Annotated in this window: 12 protein-coding genes; 9 read left to right on the plus strand and 3 right to left on the minus strand. The window is 73.3% G+C overall.

The genetic code is table 11. The features are described 5' to 3' along the window. Positions 1 to 38: 38 nt before the first annotated feature. The 6 genes from O7609_RS20300 to O7609_RS20325 all read left to right on the plus strand — a co-directional run bounded on the left by O7609_RS20300 (position 39) and on the right by O7609_RS20325 (position 8,766). Positions 39 to 1,493 carry an aldehyde dehydrogenase family protein gene (locus tag O7609_RS20300; RefSeq protein ID WP_269735578.1) on the plus strand — a complete coding sequence of 485 codons (1,455 nt, stop codon included), beginning with the start codon at positions 39 to 41 and terminating at the stop codon, positions 1,491 to 1,493. Between the two features lie 217 nt (positions 1,494 to 1,710). Beyond that, positions 1,711 to 3,669, plus strand: coding sequence for an acyl-CoA dehydrogenase family protein (locus O7609_RS20305; protein WP_269735577.1), 1,959 nt, complete (start codon positions 1,711 to 1,713; stop codon positions 3,667 to 3,669). Positions 3,670 to 3,757: 88 nt separating this feature from the next. Next, positions 3,758 to 5,020 carry a 1-deoxy-D-xylulose-5-phosphate reductoisomerase gene (gene dxr, locus O7609_RS20310; RefSeq protein WP_269735576.1) on the plus strand — a complete coding sequence of 421 codons (1,263 nt, stop codon included), beginning with the start codon at positions 3,758 to 3,760 and terminating at the stop codon, positions 5,018 to 5,020. Then, positions 5,020 to 6,324 (plus strand): M50 family metallopeptidase, encoded by a 1,305-nt coding sequence (locus O7609_RS20315; protein ID WP_269737180.1) that lies wholly within the window; start codon positions 5,020 to 5,022, stop codon positions 6,322 to 6,324. Before dxr ends, O7609_RS20315 begins: the two co-directional genes overlap by 1 nt. A gap of 153 nt (positions 6,325 to 6,477) precedes the next feature. Continuing rightward, positions 6,478 to 7,632, plus strand: a complete 1,155-nt coding sequence (gene ispG, locus O7609_RS20320) for a flavodoxin-dependent (E)-4-hydroxy-3-methylbut-2-enyl-diphosphate synthase (RefSeq protein WP_269744005.1) — start codon at positions 6,478 to 6,480, stop codon at positions 7,630 to 7,632. A gap of 288 nt (positions 7,633 to 7,920) precedes the next feature. Next, positions 7,921 to 8,766 (plus strand): GNAT family N-acetyltransferase, encoded by an 846-nt coding sequence (locus tag O7609_RS20325; protein WP_269735574.1) that lies wholly within the window; start codon positions 7,921 to 7,923, stop codon positions 8,764 to 8,766. Positions 8,767 to 8,878: 112 nt separating this feature from the next. Here O7609_RS20325 and O7609_RS20330 read toward each other — a convergent pair whose 3' ends face one another. Together O7609_RS20330 and O7609_RS20335 are read right to left on the minus strand one after the other, a co-directional pair. Next, entirely contained in the window at positions 8,879 to 10,222 is a 1,344-nt protein-coding gene (locus tag O7609_RS20330) for an NAD(P)/FAD-dependent oxidoreductase (protein ID WP_269735573.1), read from the minus strand. Between the two features lie 102 nt (positions 10,223 to 10,324). Beyond that, positions 10,325 to 10,600, minus strand: a complete 276-nt coding sequence (locus tag O7609_RS20335) for a phosphopantetheine-binding protein (RefSeq protein WP_269735572.1) — start codon at positions 10,598 to 10,600, stop codon at positions 10,325 to 10,327. A gap of 202 nt (positions 10,601 to 10,802) precedes the next feature. On the opposite strand from O7609_RS20335, the gene O7609_RS20340 reads away from it, so the two are divergent. Both O7609_RS20340 and O7609_RS20345 read left to right on the plus strand, forming a co-directional pair. Further along, entirely contained in the window at positions 10,803 to 11,468 is a 666-nt protein-coding gene (locus tag O7609_RS20340) for a TetR/AcrR family transcriptional regulator (protein ID WP_269735571.1), read from the plus strand. A 234-nt stretch (positions 11,469 to 11,702) separates the two neighbouring features. Beyond that, entirely contained in the window at positions 11,703 to 12,770 is a 1,068-nt protein-coding gene (locus O7609_RS20345; protein ID WP_269733058.1) for an IS110 family transposase, read from the plus strand. Here O7609_RS20345 and O7609_RS20350 read toward each other — a convergent pair. Next, on the minus strand, positions 12,713 to 13,579 hold the full coding sequence (locus O7609_RS20350; RefSeq protein ID WP_269735570.1) for a thioesterase II family protein: 867 nt from the start codon (positions 13,577 to 13,579) through the stop codon (positions 12,713 to 12,715). The two genes, O7609_RS20345 and O7609_RS20350, sit on opposite strands and share 58 nt — an antisense overlap. 158 nt (positions 13,580 to 13,737) lie before the next feature. On the opposite strand from O7609_RS20350, the gene O7609_RS20355 reads away from it, so the two are divergent. Then, positions 13,738 to 19,947 carry a type I polyketide synthase gene (locus O7609_RS20355; RefSeq protein ID WP_269735569.1) on the plus strand — a complete coding sequence of 2,070 codons (6,210 nt, stop codon included), beginning with the start codon at positions 13,738 to 13,740 and terminating at the stop codon, positions 19,945 to 19,947. The last annotated feature ends 14 nt before the right edge of the window (positions 19,948 to 19,961 follow it).

Raw genomic sequence — 19,961 nt, forward strand, 5'->3', positions numbered from 1 at the left:
ACCCCAAGCGACCACGATCCGGAAGGCCGGTAATCGCAGTGACTGACGCGACTTCCACGCACCCGTTCTGGCTCGCCGGCCGAAAGGCGACCGGCGACGACACCTTCGAGGTGACCTCCCCCTGGGACGGCCGGACCGTCGGCCGGGTCAGCGTGCCCACCGACGCCCAGGTCGAGGAGGCGGTGGCCGCCGCCACCGCTGTCGCCCCGGAGTTCTCCGCCGCCCCGGCCCACGTCCGGGCCGCCGCGCTCGACCACGTCGTGCGCCGCCTCGGCGAGCGCGCCGAAGAGATCGCCGAGCTGATCAGCGCCGAGAACGGCAAGCCCATCAAGTGGGCCCGCGGCGAGGTCGCCCGCTGCGTCTCCGTCTTCCGCTGGGCGGCCGACGAGGCCCGCCGCTTCAACGGCGGCGAGGCGCAGCGCCTGGACTCCGACGCCGGCGGCACCGGCCGCCTCGCGCTCACCCGGCGCTTCCCGCACGGCCCCGTCCTCGGCATCGCCCCGTTCAACTTCCCGCTGAACCTGTGCGCGCACAAGGTCGCCCCCGCCATCGCGGTCGGCACGCCGATCATCCTCAAGCCCGCCCCCGCCACCCCGCTGTCCGGGCTGGTCCTCGGCGAGCTGCTGGCCGAGACCGACCTCCCGGCCGGCTCGTGGTCCGTCCTGCCCGTCGCCAACGAGAAGATGCCCGTCCTCGTCCAGGACCCGCGGCTGCCCATCATCTCCTTCACCGGCTCCGAGCCCGTCGGCTTCGCCATCCTGGACTCCGTGCCGCGCAAGCGCGTGACGCTGGAGCTCGGCGGCAACGGCGCGGCCGTCGTCCTGGGCGACTACGCCTCCGACGCCGACCTGGACTTCGCGGCCCAGCGCATCGCCACCTTCTCCAACTACCAGGGCGGCCAGTCCTGCATCTCCGTGCAGCGGGTCATCGCCGACGCCGCCGTCTACGACCGCCTCGTGCCGCGCGTGGTCGCCGCCATCGAGGCCCTCAGCACCGGTGACCCTTCCGATCCGGCCACCGACGTCGGCCCGCTGGTCAGCGAGGCGGCGGCCCAGCGCGTGGAGTCCTGGGTGCAGGAGGCCGTGGACGCCGGGGCCCGGCTGCTCACGGGCGGCAAGCGGGACGGCGCCACCTACGCGCCCACCGCCCTGGAGAACGTCCCCGCCGACACCCAGCTCGGCTGCGAGGAGGTCTTCGGCCCGGTCATGAGCTTCACCCGGGTCGAGGGCGAGGCGGAGGCCTTCGCCGCCGTCAACAACTCCAAGTACGGCCTCCAGGCGGGGGTGTTCACCCACGACCTCCAGGCCGCGTTCCGGGCCCACCGCGAGCTGGAGGTCGGCGGCGTCATCGTCGGCGACGTGCCCTCCTACCGCGCGGACCAGATGCCCTACGGCGGCGCGAAGCAGTCCGGCGTCGGCCGCGAGGGCGTGCGCTTCGCGATGGAGGACTACACCTACGAGCGCGTCCTCGTCCTCACCGGTCTTGCGCTCTGACACGACGCACGACCCCGGCCGCCGGTGGCCTCCGACCGGGCTCCGCGCCCCTGGTCGGAGGCCACCGGCGCATCGCCGCGGGGCCACAGGGCGACTCCGGCGGCGGAACCGCTGACACGCCATCTGGTATGAATCCTCCCCTTCGGGTACATACGGCTCAGTAGCGCCTGCCCGTAGGCGACAGGGCCTGGACCGCCCGATGCGACGAGGTGAGCCGATGTCCGCCGAACCCTCCAGCCCCACCACCAGCCCCCAGGCCAGCGCCGGTCCGCGCACAGTCTCCGAGCGCGAGTCGCGCGACGTGGCCGAGGCCGCCCGCGATCAGGAGTGGCGACGGCCGAGCTTCGCCAGGGAACTCTTCCTCGGACGGTTCCGGCTCGACCTCATCCACCCCCACCCCGAGCCCGACGCGCAGTCCGTGGCCCGCGGTGAGGAGTTCCTCGCCCGGCTGCGCAGGTTCTGCGAGACGAAGGTGGACGGCGCGCTCATCGAGCGGGAGGCCCGGATCCCCGACGACGTGGTGGACGGGCTGCGCGAGCTCGGCGCCCTGGGGATGAAGATCGCCCCGCGATACGGCGGGCTCGGGCTCAGCCAGCTCTACTACAGCAAGGCGCTGGCCCTCGTCGGCTCCGTCAGCCCGGCCGTGGGCGCGCTGCTGTCCGCGCACCAGTCGATCGGCGTCCCGCAGCCGCTCAAGCTCTTCGGCAGCCAGGAGCAGCGCGACCGCTACCTGCCCCGCTGCGCCGCGCACGACATCTCCGCCTTCCTGCTGACCGAGCCGGACGTCGGCTCCGACCCGGCCCGGCTCGCCACGACCGCCGTGCCCGACGACGGCGACCACTACGTCCTGGACGGCGTCAAGCTCTGGACGACCAACGGCGTCATCGCGGACCTGCTGGTCGTCATGGCGCGGGTGCCCCGCTCGGAAGGGCACCCGGGCGGCATCAGCGCCTTCGTCGTCGAGGCCGACTCCCCGGGCATCACCGTCGAGCACCGCAACGCGTTCATGGGGCTGCGCGGCATCGAGAACGGCGTCACCCGCTTCCACCGGGTCCGGGTTCCGGCGGCCAACCTGATCGGCGCGGAGGGCGCCGGGCTGAAGATCGCCCTCACCACCCTCAACACCGGACGGCTGTCCCTGCCCGCGGTCTGCGCCGGCGCCGGCAAGTGGTGCCTGAAAGTCGCCCGGGAGTGGTCGGCCGCCCGCGTCCAGTGGGGCAGGCCCGTAGCCCGGCACGAGGCCGTCGGCGCGAAGATCTCCTTCATCGCCGCGACGACCTTCGCCCTGGAGGCCGTCCTCGACCTCGCCTCCCAGCTGGCCGACGAGGAGCGCAACGACATCCGCATCGAGGCCGCCCTGGCCAAGCTCTTCGGGTCCGAGATGGCCTGGCGCATGGCCGACGAGCTCGTCCAGATCCGCGGCGGCCGCGGCTACGAGACGGCCGCCTCCCTGGCCGCCCGCGGCGAACGCGGCGTCCCCGCCGAACAGCTGCTGCGCGACCTGCGCATCAACCGGATCTTCGAGGGTTCCACGGAGATCATGCACCTCCTCATCGCCCGCGAGGCCGTGGACGCGCACCTCAAGGTCGCCGGTGACCTGATCGACCCGGGCAAGGACGTCTCCCAGAAGGCCAGGGCCGGGATGCGGGCCAGCGGCTTCTACGCCCGCTGGCTGCCCCAGCTCGTCGCCGGGCCCGGGCAGCTCCCCCGCTCCTACCAGGAGTTCGGTGCGCTGGCGCCCCACCTGCGCTACGTCGAGCGGCACGCCCGCAAGCTCGCCCGCTCGACGTTCTACGCGATGTCCCGCTGGCAGGGGAGGATGGAGACGAAGCAGCCCTTCCTCGGCCGCGTCGTCGACATCGGCGCCGAACTGTTCGCGATGAGCGCCGCCTGCGTACGCGCCGACCGGCTGCGCCGCGAGGGCGTCCACGGGCGCGAGGCCACCCAGCTCGCCGACGTCTTCTGCCGGCAGGCCCGCATCCGTGTCGACGAGCTCTTCGCCCGGCTGTGGCACAACACCGACGAGGCCGACCGCCGGGTGGTCGCGCGAGTCCTCGACGGCGCCTACGCGTGGCTGGAGGAGGGCATCCTCGATCCCAGCAGTGAGGGCCCCTGGATCGCCGACACCACGCCCGGCCCCGCCACCACGGACAACCTCCACCGCCCCGTCCCGTAGCCTCCCGCTTCCGCGCACCCCCGGTCCGTGGTGGTCCCCGTCCCGGGGGGCCGTCCCCGGCGTCTCGGCGAGCGGACACAATAGGGCCATGACGGAGATGCTCGCTGACCCGCATGTCAGCTACCCGGTGGGGGACGGTACGGAAGAAGGACCGCGGGATGTCGTCATCCTGGGGTCGACGGGGTCGATCGGCACGCAGGCCGTCGACGTGGTGCTGAACAACCCGGAGCGGTTCCGGGTGACGGGTCTGTCGGCCGCCGGGGGGCGGGTCGGGCTGCTGGCCGGGCAGGCGCACCGGCTCCAGGTGCGCACGGTCGCCATCGCGCGGGCGGACAAGGCGCCGGAGCTGCGGGAGGCGCTGCGGGCGGAGTACGGCCCGGGCGTGCCGGTCCCCGAGGTGCTGGCGGGCCCCGACGCGGCGACGGAGCTGGCCGCCTCGCCGTGTCACACGGTGCTCAACGGCATCACCGGCTCCATCGGCCTGCGCCCGACGCTGGCCGCGCTGGAGGCGGGCCGGGTGCTGGCGCTGGCGAACAAGGAGTCGCTGATCGTGGGCGGGCCGCTGGTGAAGGCCGTGGCCAGGCCGGGGCAGATCGTGCCGGTGGACTCCGAGCACATGGCGCTGTTCCAGGCACTGATGGGGGGTGCGCGGCCGGAGGTACGCAAGCTGCTCGTCACCGCCTCGGGCGGCCCGTTCCGCGGCCGGAGCCGGGCGGAGCTGGCCGACGTCACGCCGAAGGAGGCCCTGGCGCACCCGACGTGGGCGATGGGACCGGTCATCACCGTCAACTCCGCGACCCTCGTCAACAAAGGGCTCGAGGTGATCGAGGCGCACCTCCTCTACGACATCCCCTTCGACCGCATCCAGGTCGTCGTCCATCCGCAGTCCGCGATCCACTCGATGGTGGAGTTCGTCGACGGCTCGACGCTCGCGCAGTGCGGCCCGCCCGACATGCGGCTGCCCATCGCGCTCGGGATGGGCTGGCCGCGCCGGGTGCCGGACGCCGGGCCCGTCTACCCCTGGACGGAGGCGATGAGCTGGGACTTCTACCCGCTGGACGAGGAGGCCTTCCCCGCCGTGCCGCTCGCCGCCCACGTGGGTGGGCTGGGCGGCACCGCGCCCGCCGTGTACAACGCCGCGAACGAGGTCTGTGTCGAGGCGTTCCTCGCGGGCAGGCTGCCGTTCCTGGCAATCATGGATACGGTGGCCGCCGTGGTCGAGGAACACGGCCGGCCGTCGGGTGAGCACCTGACGCTGGAGGCCGTTCTCGACGCGGACGCGTGGGCGCGAAAGCGCGCCCACGAACGGGCGCAACGCGCCATGACCACGACAGCGGAGGCCCGGACGTGATGACGGCTCTCATGACGGTCCTCGGGATCGTCGTCTTCGTCCTGGGCCTGCTGTTCTCGATCGCCTGGCACGAGCTGGGCCACCTGTCGACGGCGAAGCTGTTCGGCATCCGGGTGCCGCAGTACATGGTGGGCTTCGGTCCGACGATCTTCTCGCGGCGCAAGGGCGAGACCGAGTACGGCATCAAGGCGATCCCGCTCGGCGGCTACATCCGCATGATCGGCATGTTCCCGCCCGGCGAGGACGGGAAGGTGCAGCAGCGCTCCACCTCCCCCTTCCGGAGCATGATCGAGGACGCCCGCTCGGCGGCGTACGAGGAGCTGCGCCCCGGCGACGAGAAGCGGCTCTTCTACACGCGCAAGCCGTGGAAACGCGTCATCGTCATGTTCGCCGGGCCGTTCATGAACCTCGTCCTCGCCGTGGCGATCTTCCTCGGCGTCCTGCTGACGTTCGGCATCAACACCACCACGACGACGGTGTCCAGCGTTTCCCAGTGCGTCGTCGCGGCGGACGCGAAGGACGACACCTGTCCGAAGGACGCCCCGGCCACCCCGGCCAACGCAGCGGGGCTCCGCCCCGGTGACGAGATCGTCGGCTACGACGGGCAGGAGGTCGCCGGGTGGCAGGAGCTCCAGCGGCTCATCCGGGACGCCTCCGGCGAGGTCACGATCACCGTGGAGCGGGACGGCGAACGGCAGACGCTGACGGCCGAGCCGATCCGGAACAAGGTCACGAAGATCGACGACGACGGCCAGTACGTCCCCGGCGAGTACGTCACGGCCAACTTCCTCGGCTTCACCCCGGCCAGGGGCGTGGTGCAGCAGAGCTTCCCGCAGGCCGTCGACCGCATGGGCCAGATGATGGAGGACGGCGCCGAGGCGCTGGTCGCCGTGCCGTCGAAGGTGCCCGGGCTGTGGGACGCCGCGTTCAACGGCGGTGAGCGCGCCCAGGACTCCCCGGTCGGCGTGATCGGCGCGGCCCGGGTGAGCGGTGAGATCGTCGCGCTCGACATCCCGGCCAGTCAGCGGGTGGCGGTGTTCCTCTTCGTCGTGGCCGCGTTCAACCTGTCGCTGTTCCTGTTCAACATGCTGCCGCTGCTGCCGCTGGACGGCGGCCACATCGCCGGGGCGCTGTGGGAGTCGGTGCGCCGCTTCCTCGCCAGGGTGCTGCGGCGTCCGGACCCGGGCCCCTTCGATGTGGCCAAGCTCATGCCCGTCGCGTACGTGGTGGCGAGCATCTTCATCTGCTTCACCCTGCTGGTGCTGGTCGCGGATGTGGTCAATCCCGTGCGTCTGACGGGCTGACCAGGGTCTCGAACGAACAGGCCGAGCCCGACGCTGTCTCCCTGTGGGGGGCCGTGCCGGGCTCGGTGTGCTCCGGTCGGGTGGTGTGCCGTAATCTCGGGACCGGAGCCCGCCGATCACGGCACCGAGTACCAGACCTTGGGGTTGCGCCACATGACAGCGATTGCGCTGGGAATGCCGTCCGTACCGATCAAGCTCGCCGAGCGCCGGGTCAGCCGGAAGATCCAGGTGGGCTCGGTGGCCGTGGGCGGGGACGCCCCGGTGTCCGTGCAGTCGATGACGACGACGCGTACCTCGGACGTGGGGGCGACGCTGCAGCAGATCGCGGAGCTGACGGCTTCGGGGTGTCAGATCGTGCGGGTGGCGTGTCCGACGCAGGACGACGCGGACGCGTTGGCCACGATCGCGCGGAAGTCGCAGATCCCGGTGATCGCCGATATTCATTTCCAGCCGAAGTACGTGTTCGCGGCGATCGACGCGGGCTGTGCGGCGGTGCGGGTGAATCCGGGGAACATCAAGCAGTTCGACGACAAGGTGAAGGAGATCGCGAGGGCGGCCTCCGCGGCGGGGACGCCGATCCGGATCGGGGTGAACGCGGGGTCGCTGGACCAGCGGTTGCTGCGCAAGTACGGCAAGGCGACGCCGGAGGCGTTGGTGGAGTCGGCGTTGTGGGAGTGCTCGCTGTTCGAGGAGCACGGGTTCGGGGATATCAAGATCTCGGTGAAGCACAACGATCCGGTGGTGATGGTGAACGCCTACCGGCTGCTGGCGCAGCGGTGTGACTATCCGCTGCATCTGGGGGTGACGGAGGCGGGTCCGGCGTTCCAGGGGACGGTCAAGTCGGCGGTGGCGTTCGGTGCGTTGCTCAGTGAGGGGATCGGGGACACGATCCGGGTGTCGTTGTCGGCGCCGCCGGCCGAGGAGGTGAAGGTCGGTATCCAGATCCTGGAGTCGCTGGGGTTGCGGGAGCGGGGGCTGGAGATCGTGTCGTGTCCGTCGTGCGGGCGGGCGCAGGTGGATGTGTACAAGCTGGCCGAGGAGGTCACGGCGGGGCTGACGGGGATGGACGTGCCGTTGCGTGTCGCGGTGATGGGGTGTGTGGTCAACGGCCCCGGTGAGGCGCGGGAGGCGGATCTGGGGGTGGCCTCGGGCAACGGGAAGGGGCAGATCTTCGTGAAGGGCGAGGTCATCAAGACCGTGCCGGAGTCGAAGATCGTGGAGACCCTCATCGAGGAGGCGATGAAGATCGCCCAGCAGATGGAGAGCGAGGGCACCCCCTCCGGCGAACCCGAGGTGACGGTCAGCTAGGCCCTCCCCGCCGCCCGGACGCCCCGGTTCGGTGTGGTGCCCCGGCAGGGCGCGCGGAGCACCGCGCGCCCGCCCCCAGCGCGCCGGCAGGCCGCGACGAGAGGCGGGGCGTCCCCCGGCGTCACCCGGTCCGGCCCGGCTGACGCCGGGGGACGCCCCGCCGGGGCGCGGGGCAGGCACGAGCCGCCGACCAGGAGTACAGTGCGGAGAATCGCTCCAAGAGGGATCGTTTCCCCAGGACCGCTCCGGCCCCTCGGGGGCCCCGCACGGTGAGGCACCATTGCGCACGTGTTGACGACGACTTCCACCCGGCCCCTCGCGCCCGACGACCTCGACGAGGCGCTGGCCGTACTGGACCGGGAGCCCGTCGCCAACGCCTTCGTCGCCGCCCGGGTCCGGGCCTCGGGGCTGGACCCCTGGCGGCTGGGCGGGGAGATGTGGGGCTGGTACGCGGGCGGCCGGCTCATCTCGCTCTGCTACGCGGGCGCGAACCTCGTGCCGGTCTGCGCCGGCCCGGAGGCGGTGGCGGCCTTCGCCGAGCGGGCCCGGAGGCAGGGGCGGCGCTGCTCGTCGCTCGTGGGGCCCGCGGAGCCCACGGCCGCCCTGTGGGCCCGGCTGGAGCCGCACTGGGGCCCGGCCCGGGAGGTGCGGCCCCGGCAGCCGCTCATGGTCACCCGTGTGCCCGCGCCCGACGTCGCGCCCGATCCGCTGGTGCGCCGGGTCCGCAAGGAGGAGCTGGACGCGGTGATGCCGGCGTCCGTGGCGATGTTCACCGAGGAGGTCGGCGTCTCCCCGCTGGCCGGTGACGGCGGCCTCGTCTACCAGGCCAGGGTGGCCGAGCTCGTCGGCGCGGGCCGGGCCTTCGCCCGGTTCGAGGACGGCCGTGTCGTCTTCAAGGCCGAGATCGGCGCCGTCACCCCGCACGCGTGCCAGATCCAGGGTGTGTGGGTGCACCCGGAGCGCCGTGGCCAGGGGCTGTCCGTGACCGGCATGGCGGCGGTGCTGCGCTTCGCGCTCGCGGAGTTCGCGCCGGTGGTGAGCCTGTACGTGAACGACTTCAACGCCCCGGCGCGGGCGGCGTACCGCCGCGTGGGCTTCCGCGAGGTCGGTTCGTTCATGTCCGTCCTGTTCTGACCGCCGGACCCCACGCTGACTCCCGCCGCACCGGACGCGCCCGGGCCCGCCCCGGGGACACGAGGTCCCTCGGGGCGGGCCCGGCCGTCGGCTGTCCGGCCGCGGGGGCGGGTCAGAAGCTCGGAGCCGCCGACGGGGCCTTGAGCTGCCCCAGGAACGGGTGCCACAGGTGGGTCGGGTCCTCCTCGACGGCCTTGACGATCTCGCGCATCGCCGCGAGCGCCTTCGGCTCCTCGTCGTCGTACACGTCGCCCTGGAGGAGCTTGAGGACGTCGAGGCGGTAGCGGTCGTCCTGGACGAACGCCGTGAACAGGATGTTCAGGCGGTAGTAGATCGTGATGAACTCGTACCAGTTCTTCACGCCCCGCCGCAGCTTCTCCTCGTAGTCCGCGAAGCGGGCCTTGGAGAAGTCGCCGGCCTCGGCCGCCGCGATGATGTCCTTGCAGGCGATGCGGGCACTGTTGAGCGCGACGCTGACGCCGCTGGAGAAGATCGGGTCGACGAACCGGGCGGCGTCGCCGATGAGCACGAACTTGTCGCCGGCGACCTGCTTCATGCCGTAGCTGTAGTCGCCCTCGGTCTTGAACGGCTTGACCTGGTCCGCGTTCTTCAGCACGTCCAGCAGCTCGGGACGGCTCGCGACGGTGTCCCAGAAGTACTTCTCCCGGTCGCCGTCGTACTCCTTGAACCGGGCCTTCTGGCTGACGACGCCGATCGAGGTGATGGTGTCCGTGATCGGGATCTGCCACACCCAGGTGTCCGAGACCGGCAGGAAGTGGATGAAGATGTAGTCGGCCTGGTCCTTGTTGACGGCGAGCGCCTTGCGGTCCAGGTTGTCGAACCAGGTGTGGACGGCGTACTGGTTGAACACCGGGTCCGGCACCTTGAACTTGAGCTGGCTGCCCAGGTGGGTGCGGCGCCCGCTCGCGTCGACGACCATCTTGACCGGGACGTGCGTCTTGCTGCGGCCGATCTTGGCCTCGATGACGGGGTGTTCCCCGTCGAAGTCGACCTTGCCGACGTGGACGCCCTGGAACACCTTGGCGCCCAGCTCCTCGGCGTGCTTGAGAAGGATCTGGTCGAACTTGGCGCGGTCCACGTGGAACGTGTAGTCCCGGTCCACGCCGGCCTGGTCCCGCTCACTGAACAGGACCTCGGCGGCGCGGAAGTCGTGCTCCAGGCCGCGGAAGCCGTTGTGATCGATGGCGCGGTCCTCGGCGGACGTCCACGCCGCGCCGTACTTCTTGGGGAAGCCGGCCGCCTCCACCTTGTCCATGGCGCCGATGTCGAGGAGTACCGGGGTGGTGGCCGGCACCAGCGACTCGCCGACGTGCTCGCGCGGGAAGTTGTCTGCCTCGAAGACGGCGACCTTCAGACCCGCCTTGGCGAGGTAGGAGGCAGCCGTCGATCCCGCAGGGCCGCCGCCGATGATGCCGATGTCGAACTCTGCGTCCACGACGCACTCCGTTCTGCCGTTCTGCTGATGAGGACTGTGCTCAGGCTGAGCAGGGTGTGCTGGGTGTGAAGCTGAGGTACGCCGACGTACGGGGGCCGCCCCTCAGGAGGCGGGCTGCGGCGCCAGTCCGTGGACCATGTCCGTGATCGTCGTCAACGTCTGGAAGTGCTTGCCCGTGATGTGCGTCGGCGGCACGGTCACGCCCAGGTCGTTGCGGATGAAGCTGAGCAGCAGGGAGGTGTTCATCGAGGTGAGAACGCCCCACTCCAGAAGCGGCGTGTCGGGCTTCAGTTCCGACACGCCGCTGTCGCCGAGGAACTGCTCCTGGATGTACTCGCTGATCTTGGCGTAGATCGCGTCTCGGTCGAGTGCCGTCACTGGGTGCCTCCGTGCGGGCCGAGTTGGTCGCCGAGCGGGCTGCCCGGCCGTTGGGCCCACGATGGGCGGCGTTCCTGGAAGGCCGCTCGCCTCTCACTCAGGCGGCTCTGTGGAGACCGGCGCCGCGGGCTTTCCCCGTCGGCGATCAACGGGCATAGAGTGTGGCCGCATCGGGTGAGGCGGCTGTGCGGGAGGTGGGCCGGTGTCGGCTCGTCGGGGAGTGGAGAGCGCGGCGGACGGCGCTGGTGAGGCGGCGCGCGGGCGCAAGCGCACCGGCCGCCGGCCCGGAGTCACCCTCAGCAGACAGGCGATCCTGCACGCCGCGCAGTCGCGGTTCGCCGAGCACGGCTACGGAGGCGCGTCCATCCGCGGCATCGCCCAGGACGCGGGCGTGGACGCCGCGCTCGTGCACCACTTCTTCCTGTCCAAGGAGGGCCTGTTCACCGCGTCGATACACGACGCGCTGCACCCGAAGGAGCTGGTGGAGGCCGTGCTGGGCACCAAGGGGGTGCGAGGTACGGGGGAGCGGCTGCTGCGGGCGTTCCTCGCCCTGTGGGAGGGCGAGGAGACGTCCCGGCAGATGCTCAGCATCCTGCGGTCGGCGGTGACCCACGAGGCGGCGGCGCGGATGCTGCGCCAGTTCGTCACCGAGGAGGTGCTGGTCCCGGTCGCCGTGGCCACCGGGGGGACGCACGCGCGGGTGCGCGCCTCCCTGGCGGCCGCGCAGCTCGTCGGGCTGGCCCTGACGCGCTACATCGTGGCGATAGAGCCGGTGGCCTCGATGTCGGAGGACGAACTGGTCGCCTCCGTCGCCCCCACCCTGCAGCGGTATCTCACCGGCGCGCTGCCGGCTCCCTACGACGACTGACAGTGAGGATTGGCCATGGCACCGCTCGGGGGTCTGACTCTTCGACTGACTGGCGCTTCGGCTGTCCTTCTGCGGAATCGTCGGCCTGCCGGGCGGTGCCACCTGGCGTGTGGCCGGTCGGGCTTCTGTGACTTCATAGGAGCCCGGCCAAAGGTCCCATCACTGTCTTGTCCGTCTGCCCGACCGGCCCGCGCCCTCCCATCGGCGCGCGTTGGAAGGGCAGCACACAACAGCATGGCAGCACAGGACATAGCGGTGGTCGGCGGGATCGACACCCACACCGACCTCCACCAGGCCGCGGTCATCGACAGCATCGGCCGGCACCTGGCCACCGAGCAGTTCGAGACCACCCCAACCGGCTACCGCAGGCTGCTGGACTGGCTGCGCTCGCACGGCGAGGTCCTGGCCGTCGGGATCGAGGGGACAGGCGCCTACGGTGCCGAGATCGCCCGGTTCCTCACCGCGAACGAGATCACCGTGGTCGAGGTGGACCGGCCCGACCGCAAGGCCAGGCGTGACAACGGCAAGTCCGACGCCATCGACGCCTACGCGGCCGCGACCGCGGTCCTGTCGGGGCGGGCCGCGGGCACGCCCAAGGCCCGTAACGGGATCGTAGAGGCGATCCGGGCCCTACGGGTGGTCCGCAAGAGCGCCGTCAAGGCCCGCACCCAGACCATCAACCAGGTCCGCACCCTCATCGTCACCGCGCCCTCCAGCGTCCGGGACAAGCTGCGCGGGCTGTCCCCGAAGGAGCTGATCGATACCCTGGCCCGCTCCCGCCCCACGGGCGAACTCGCCGACCCGGCCTGCGCGGTGAAGACCGCACTACGCAGGCTCGCCCGCCGCTACCAGGCACTCGACGAGGAGATCAAGGAGGCCGACCGGGAGATCGGTCCGCTGGTCACCCAGGCCGCTCCCAGGCTCATCGCCCTGCCCGGCGTCGGCCCGGAAACCGCTGGCCAGCTGCTGGCCAGCGCGGGCGATAACCCCGACCGACTTCGCTCCGAAGCCGCTTTCGCCCACCTCTGCGGGGCCGCTCCGGTCCCGGCCTCCTCCGGCCGCACCAACCGCCACCGCCTCAACCGCGGCGGCGACCGCGCGGCCAACAACGCGCTGCACACCATCGTCCTGGTCCGCATGAAGTACGACCAGCGCACCCAGGAGTACGTCGCCCGCCGCACCGCCGAAGGCATGACCAAGAAGGACATCGTCCGCTGCTTGAAACGGTTCGTCGCCCGCGAGGTCTACCGCCATCTACCCCACACGGCCCGAAACCGCGAACAGCTCCCGCAGACCGCTTGACGATCTATAGGAGCTTCCGCGGGGGCCTCGGCCGCGGAACCGCCGCCGGGCGGCGGGACGGCGGGAGCGGTGAGGGCGGAGAGCGCGCCGGCCAGCGCCCCCGGGAACCCGGGGTCGGCGACGAAGAAGTGACCGCCCGGCAGCAGCGCGAGCTGGAACCTCTCCGTGGTCTCCCGCTCCCAGGCCAGGACGCCGCGCGGGTCGGTCAGGACGTCGCGGCGGCCGGCGAACGCGGCGAGCGGCAGGGTGAGTCCGGGCCCCGGGCGGCGGGTGTAGGTCTCCACGAGCCGTAGGTCGCCTCGCAGGGCCGGAAGGTACATGCGCAGCAGGGCGGGCTGCTCCAGCAGTGCGTCGGGGAGGCCGCCGAGCCGGTGCAGGGCCTGCGTGAACCGGTCGTCCGGGAGGGTGTGCAGCGGGCGGTGGGACAGCGGCTCGGCGGGGCCGTTGCGCCCGGCGACGAGCAGCGCGGCGGGCGGGGTGCCCCGGGCGGCGAGCCGCCGGGAGACCTCGTAGCCCAGCAGGGCGCCGAAGCTGTGGCCGAAGATCGCGAAGGGCGCGTCCCCGGGCCGGACGCGGTCCGTCACCTCCGCCACGAGCGTGTCCAGGTCGGTGACGAGCGGCTCGCGCAGCCGCACGCCGTGCCCCGGCAGCTCCAGCGGCTCGACGCGGACGGCCGGGGCGAACGACTCCGCCCAGCGTCCGTAGGGCATGGCGCTGCCGCCCGCGTGGGCCAGGCAGTACAGCACGCGCACCGGTCCGCCGGGGGCGGCGGCCGGGCGGCTCGTGGGCAGTGCGTGCGATGACGTCATGCGAACCCTCCCTCGTCGACGGCGGGGCGTGTTCGCCGCACGCCCCACGGCGTTCAGGTCCGTTCTCAAGCCGGGCGCGAGGTTCCTGAACGACCTTTGGCCGAGTACGTGGGCACCCTACCGCAAGTCATCTGATGATGAATTCAACGGGAGAACGCATGTCCAAACCGTTCACCAGCCCCGAGCCCCGGCCCGATGACGCCAGCGCCATCGCCGTCGTCGGGGCCGGCTGCCGCTTCCCCGGAGGCGTGCGCGACCTGGACAGCCTCTGGCGCGTGCTGGCCGACGGTGTGGACGTCGTCGGCGAGGTGCCGTCCGACCGCTGGGACGACTCCTTCCACGACCCGGACCCCAAGTCACCGGGCACCACGTACTGCCGGGAGGGCGGGTTCCTCACCGACATCGACCGGTTCGACGCCGAGCACTTCGGCATCTCCCCGCGCGACGCCCGGGAGATGGACCCGCAGCAACGGCTGCTGCTGGAGGTCAGCGCCGAGGCCCTGGAGGACGCGGGCGGGCCCCGCGAACGCTGGTCCGGCACCCGGACCAGCGTCCACATGGGCATCCTCGGCTCCGACTACATGCTCCTGCACGCCAAGACGAACGGAGTCGCGGGCATCGGCCCCTACTTCGCCGCGGGCAAGGAGTTCAGCTTCGCCGCCGGGCGCATCGCCTACCTCTTCGGCCTGCACGGCCCCGCGATGTCCGTGAACACCGCCTGCTCCTCCTCGCTGGTGGCCGTCCACCTGGCCTGCCAGGCCCTGCGCACCGGCGAGGCCGACACCGCGCTCGCCGGCGGCGTCAACGCCATCCTGACGCCCGAACTCACCGTCTTCATGGGCAAGGTGCAGGCGCTCTCGCCCACCGGCCGCTGCAAGCCCTTCGACTCCCGGGCCGACGGCATCGTGCGCGGCGAGGGCTGCGGTGTCGTCGTCCTCAAGCGCTACGCCGACGCCCTGCGCGACGGCGACCGCATCCACGGCGTCATCCGGGGCAGCGCCGTCAACCAGGACGGCTACAGCGCGGGGCTCATGGCCCCCAACGCCGTCGCCCAGCAGAACCTCCTGCGCAGCGCGCTGGACAACGCCGGCCTCACCCCGGACGCCGTCTCCTACGTCGAGGCGCACGGCACCGGAACGCCGCTCGGCGACCCGCTGGAGATCTCCGCGCTCACCGACGTCATCAGCCGCGACCGCCCGGCGGGGCGACGCCTCGTCGTCGGCTCCCACAAGGCCAACTTCGGGCACATGGACTCCGCGGCGGGCATCGCCGGACTCCTCAAGACGCTGCTCGTGCTGCGCCACCGCACCGTCCCCGGGCAGATCCACCACGAGACGGCCTCCCCGTTCATCGACTGGGACAGCTCCGGCATCGTCATCCCGACCGGCCCCACGCCGCTGCCGGTCGAGGACGGCGCCCTGCCCGTCGCCGGGGTCAGCGCCTTCGGCCTCTCCGGCACCAACGCGCACGTCCTGCTCTCGGCCGCGCCCGCCCGGCCCGCGCCGGAGCCCGCACCCCCGCCCGGCGGCGAGCGCACCCTCGTGCTCTCCGCCTCCACCGAGGCCGGGCTGCGCACCCTCGCCGGGGACTACGCCACCGCCCTGCGCCATGCCGAGGGGGGCGAACTGGACGCCGTGGCCGCGGCCGCCGCCGTCCGCCGCACCGCACTGCGGCACCGGCTCGCCGTCGTCGGCGCGGACGCCGAGGAGCTGACCGAGGCCCTCGCCGCCCACCGCGCCGGCGAGCCGCACCCGAACGCGCTCACCGGCACCGCCCCCGACGACCCGCCGCCCGTCGTGTTCGTCTTCTCCGGGCAGGGCTCCCAGTGGGCCGGGGTCGGCACCGACCTCTACGAGACCGAACCCGTCTTCCGCTCCGCCCTGGACGAGTGCGCCGAACTCATCGGCGAACACACCGACTGGGAGCTGCTGGACGCGCTGCGCGACCCGGACCCGGCCCGGCTGCGCGCCACGGAGGTGGCCCAGCCCGCCGTCTTCGCGGTCCAGGTCGCCCTGGCCGCCCAGCTCCGCTCCTGGGGCGTGCGCCCCGACGCCGTCATCGGGCACAGCATGGGCGAGGTGGCCGCCGCCCACGTGGCCGGTGCGCTCACCCTCCCGGACGCGGCGCGGCTCATCGTCCACCGCGGCCGGATCATGCAGCGGGCCACCGGCACCGGCCGCATGGTCAACGTCGAGATGAACGCCGACGAGCTGCGCGACCTGCTGATCGACCACCCCGAGGTGTGCGTCGCCACCGTCAACGGCCCGGCCTCGGCCGTCGTCGCCGGCCCGCCCGAGCCCGTCGACCGGGCGGTCGCCGCCCTGCGCGAGCTGGGCGCCACCACGACCCCGCTGCCGGTCACCTACGCCTTCCACAGCCCGCTCATGGAGCCCTACGCGGACGAACTGGCCGACGTCCTCGCGGAGCTGGCGCCCACCGAGCCCACCGTGCCGTTCCGGTCCACCGTCACCCCCGACGAGCAGCCGGTCCCGGACGCGGCCTACTGGGCCGCGAACGTGCGCGAGCCTGTGCTGCTGTGGCCCGCCGTCGACCGCGAGCTGGCCGAACGCGGCCCCGGCGAGGTGGCGTTCCTGGAGATCGGCGCCCACCCCGTGCTCAGCCGGCCGCTGCGCGCCGCCCTGGCCCACCGCGGCGCCAGCGGCCTCGTGACGGGCACTCTCGCCCGCGGCAAGAACGCAGCGCACGAACTGAACCTGAGCCGGGCCCGGCTGCACACCCACGGCGCCCCCGTCGACTGGACGGCCGTCCACCCCGGCCCCGTCCCCTCCGTCACCCTGCCGCCGCACCGCTGGGCCGACGAGCGGCACTGGCTGGAGGGCGTCGAGCGCGGCCGCCAGGGCGGCGCGGGCCTGGACGCGGCCGGACTGCGGGCCGAGGTCCGGCTCTACGACGCCGCGGGCCGGTTCATCGGCGAGGTCAGCGGCGTCCCCGGACCGGCGGCCGCGCCGGCGGCCTCCGCGTCGGCCGTCGGCGCGGCCCGGCAGCCGGAGGCCGTCCCCGTCGCCTCCCCGGCTCCCGCCGCCGTGGCCGCGCCCGGCTCTCCCGCGCCGCCCGCGGCGGACCAGGACGTCGCCACCGTCGTCCAGCGCGTCGTGGCCGAGGTGCTCGGCCACGACCCCGGCAGGAAGCTGCCCCGCAACCGCGGCTTCTTCGAACTGGGCCTGGACTCGGTCACCGTCGCCGAGCTCGCCCGCCGCCTGGGCGCCGAGCTGGGCAGCGAGCTGGACGCCGCCGACGTGCTGGAGCACGCCAGCATCGACGCGCTCACCGCCCACGTCCGGCCGCTGCTGCCCGCCCCCGCCCCGCCCGGCCCGGCCGAACCCGCCGCCGGCACCCCCGCGCCCGCGGTGGCCCCCGGCCCCGCACCGGCCGGTGCGACGGGCGGCCCCGAGCCCGTCGCCGTCGTCGGCATCGGCTGCCGGCTGCCCGGCGGCGTCGACGACCCGGGCGGCTTCTGGAAGCTGCTCGACGGACGCACCGACGCCACGGGCGAGATACCGGCCGACCGCTGGGACGCCGACGCCCTGCACGGTGAGAACGCGCCCGGCACCGTCGTCACGACCCGGGGTGCCTTCCTGGACGCCGTCGACGGCTTCGACCACACCTTCTTCCGGGTCTCGCCGCGCGAGGCCCGCAGCATGGACCCGCAGCAGCGCGTCCTGATGGAGGTGGCCTGGGAGGCGCTGGAGGACGCCGGCGTTCCCGTCCCCGGCCTGCGCGGCGGCCGCACCGGCGTCTTCGTCGGCCTCAACACCACCGACTACCAGCAGCTGGTGACCCGGCAGCAGACGGACATCGACCTCTACTACGGCACCGGGAACTCCTTCAGCGGAGCCGCCGGACGGCTCTCCTACTTCCTCGGCACCCGCGGCCCGAGCATGGCGGTGGACACCGCCTGCTCCTCCTCGCTCACCGCCGTGCACCTCGCCTGCCAGAGCCTGCGCGCCGGGGAGAGCGACATCGCGATCGCGGCCGGCGCCAACGTCATGTCGACGCCCACGGTGTTCCTCGCCATGTCGGCGGCCGGAGCGCTCGCCCCCGACGGCCGCTGCAAGACCTTCGACGACTCCGCCGACGGCTACGGCCGCGGCGAGGGCGCCGGAGCCGTCATCCTCAAACCCCTCTCCAGGGCCCTGGCCGACGGTGACCGGGTCTACGCGGTCATCCGGGGCAGCGCCGTCAACCAGGACGGGGCCAGCGGCGGCCTGACCGTGCCCAGCGGCGAGGCCCAGCAGGAGGTCATCCGCGCCGCCCTCGACCAGGCCCGGCTCAGCCCCGGCGACGTCGACTACGTCGAGGCGCACGGCACCGGCACCCGGCTCGGCGACGCCATCGAGGTCCGCGCCCTGGCGGCCGCGCTCGGCGAGGGCCGGCCGGCCGACCGGCCGCTCCTCGTCGGCTCCGTGAAGACCAACGTCGGCCACCTGGAGGCCGCCGCGGGCATCACCGGGCTCATCAAGGTCGCCCTCGCGCTCGGCCACGAGCGCATCCCCGCCCACCTGCACGTCCACACGCCCACCAAACAGCTCGCCTGGGACAGGCTGCCGGTGCGGGTGACGGACGACGACGTCGTCTGGCGGCGGGGCGGAGGGGCCCGGGTGGCCGGCGTCAGCGCCTTCGGCTTCACCGGCACCAACGCACACGTCCTGCTGGAGGAGGCCCCCGAGACGGCGCGGCGGGAGCCCGCCGCCACCGCCCGGCCCTACGTGCTGGCCGCCTCCGCGACCACCCCGGCCGCACTCACCGAGACCGCCGCCCGGCTGCGGGCCCGGCTCGCCCAGGCCACCGACGGAGAACTGGCCGACCTGTGCTGGACGTCGGGCGCCCGCCGCACCCACCACGAGCACCGGCTCGCGGTGGTCGGACAGACCCGCACCGAGCTGATCCGGCGCCTCAACGCCGTCGAACGCGGCGAGCAGGGCGGCGGCGTCCGCAGCGGGGCCGCGCGCCCCGACGAGGAGCGCACCCTCGCCTTCCTCTACGGCACGGCCGCACCGGAGCTCCCGTGGGCCGAGCTGCTCGCCCCCGCCGCCGACACCCCGCTCGCCGCAGCGCTGCTCGGCGATCCGGAGGCCCGCCGCGCCTTCCGGGCCGTCGTGGCCGAGGCCGACGGAGCCCTGCGCCGCAGTCTCGGCTTCTCCGCCGCGCGGGTGTGGGAGGGCGCCGCACCGCCGCCCGACCCCGGCACGGTCGAGGACACCGCGCTCACCTGGGCCGGTCAGCTGGCCCTGGGCGCCCTGTGGGTCTCCCTGGGCGTGGCCCCGCAGGCCGTCGTGGGCGCCGGGGTCGGCGAGCTGAGCGCCGCCTGCGCGGCCGGCGAGCTGAGCGTCGACGAGGCCGCCGGCCTGCTCGCCGCCGGGCAGCAGACCCCGCCCACCGGGCGCGGCGGCACCATGACCCGCTACTCGGCCGCCTCCGGCTGGCCCGCCCTCGCCGGAGAACTGGCCGCCGACGGCGTCGAGACCGTCCTCGACCTCGGCACCGGCAGCTCCTCCGCCCGGCTGCTGTCCGCCGCACTGGAGGGCCGGGGCGGGGGAGCGGCGGTGCTGAGCACCCCGGTGCGCCGCTCCGCGGGCGGCGGCCAGTGGTCCGCACCCGACGCCACCGACCTGCTCGACCTCGTCGCGCACCTCCATGTGCTGGGCTGCGCGGTGGACTTCGACCGGGTGACCGGAGGCCGCCGCCGGGTCGTGCCGCTGCCCGGGTACGCCTGGCAGCGCCGCAGCCACTGGATCGGCCCGCTCGACGTCACCCCGGCCGCCGCGTCCTCCCCGGCGGCGTCCGCCGCTTCGGCGAGCTCCGCCGTCTCCGCCTCCGCCCCTTCCGCCGGCGGGACGGGCGAGGAGCGGGGGACGGCCCTCGTGGCCGAGGTGTCCGCGCTCCCGGCCGACCGCCGCGAGGAGCGGCTGCTGGACGCCGTCGTCGACTGGGCCTGCGAGGTCCTGGGGGGCGCCGACGACGTCGCGCCCGAACAGGGCTTCTTCGACCTGGGCATGGACTCCGTCCTGTCCCAGGAGCTCAAGCGCCGGGCCGAGGCGGAGCTGGGCTTCGAACTGCCCGGCACCGTGATGTTCGAGTGCCCCAACGCGCTGTCGTTCGCCCGGTTCATCGGTGCCGAACTCGACTCGATGCCGCAGCCGGGGCCCGGGCCGCGGGCGGCAGCCGAGGACGCACCGGCCGCGCCGGAGCCCTCCGCCGAACGGCCGTCCGGCGACGGGCCGTCCGCCGGACAGCGGTCCGACGCCCAGGAGCTGGACGACCTCAGCGACGAGGCGCTCATGGCCCGCGCCCTGTCCCTGCTCGACAGCTCGGAGGCCATGCTCACCGAGGGAGGGGAGCGGCCGTGAACCGACCCCGCGGC

Origin of the sequence: Streptomyces sp. WMMC1477 (assembly GCF_027460245.1) — a bacterium.
Lineage (GTDB): Bacteria > Actinomycetota > Actinomycetes > Streptomycetales > Streptomycetaceae > Streptomyces.

Coding starts and splice junctions, on each gene's coding strand:
- ispG (WP_269744005.1), top strand. CDS start 6,478: ATGACAGCGATTGCGCTGGGAATGCCGTCCGTACCGATCAAGCTCGCC.
- O7609_RS20355 (WP_269735569.1), top strand. CDS start 13,738: ATGTCCAAACCGTTCACCAGCCCCGAGCCCCGGCCCGATGACGCCAGC.
- O7609_RS20305 (WP_269735577.1), top strand. CDS start 1,711: ATGTCCGCCGAACCCTCCAGCCCCACCACCAGCCCCCAGGCCAGCGCC.
- O7609_RS20350 (WP_269735570.1), bottom strand. CDS start 13,579: ATGACGTCATCGCACGCACTGCCCACGAGCCGCCCGGCCGCCGCCCCC.
- dxr (WP_269735576.1), top strand. CDS start 3,758: ATGACGGAGATGCTCGCTGACCCGCATGTCAGCTACCCGGTGGGGGAC.
- O7609_RS20315 (WP_269737180.1), top strand. CDS start 5,020: ATGACGGCTCTCATGACGGTCCTCGGGATCGTCGTCTTCGTCCTGGGC.
- O7609_RS20345 (WP_269733058.1), top strand. CDS start 11,703: ATGGCAGCACAGGACATAGCGGTGGTCGGCGGGATCGACACCCACACC.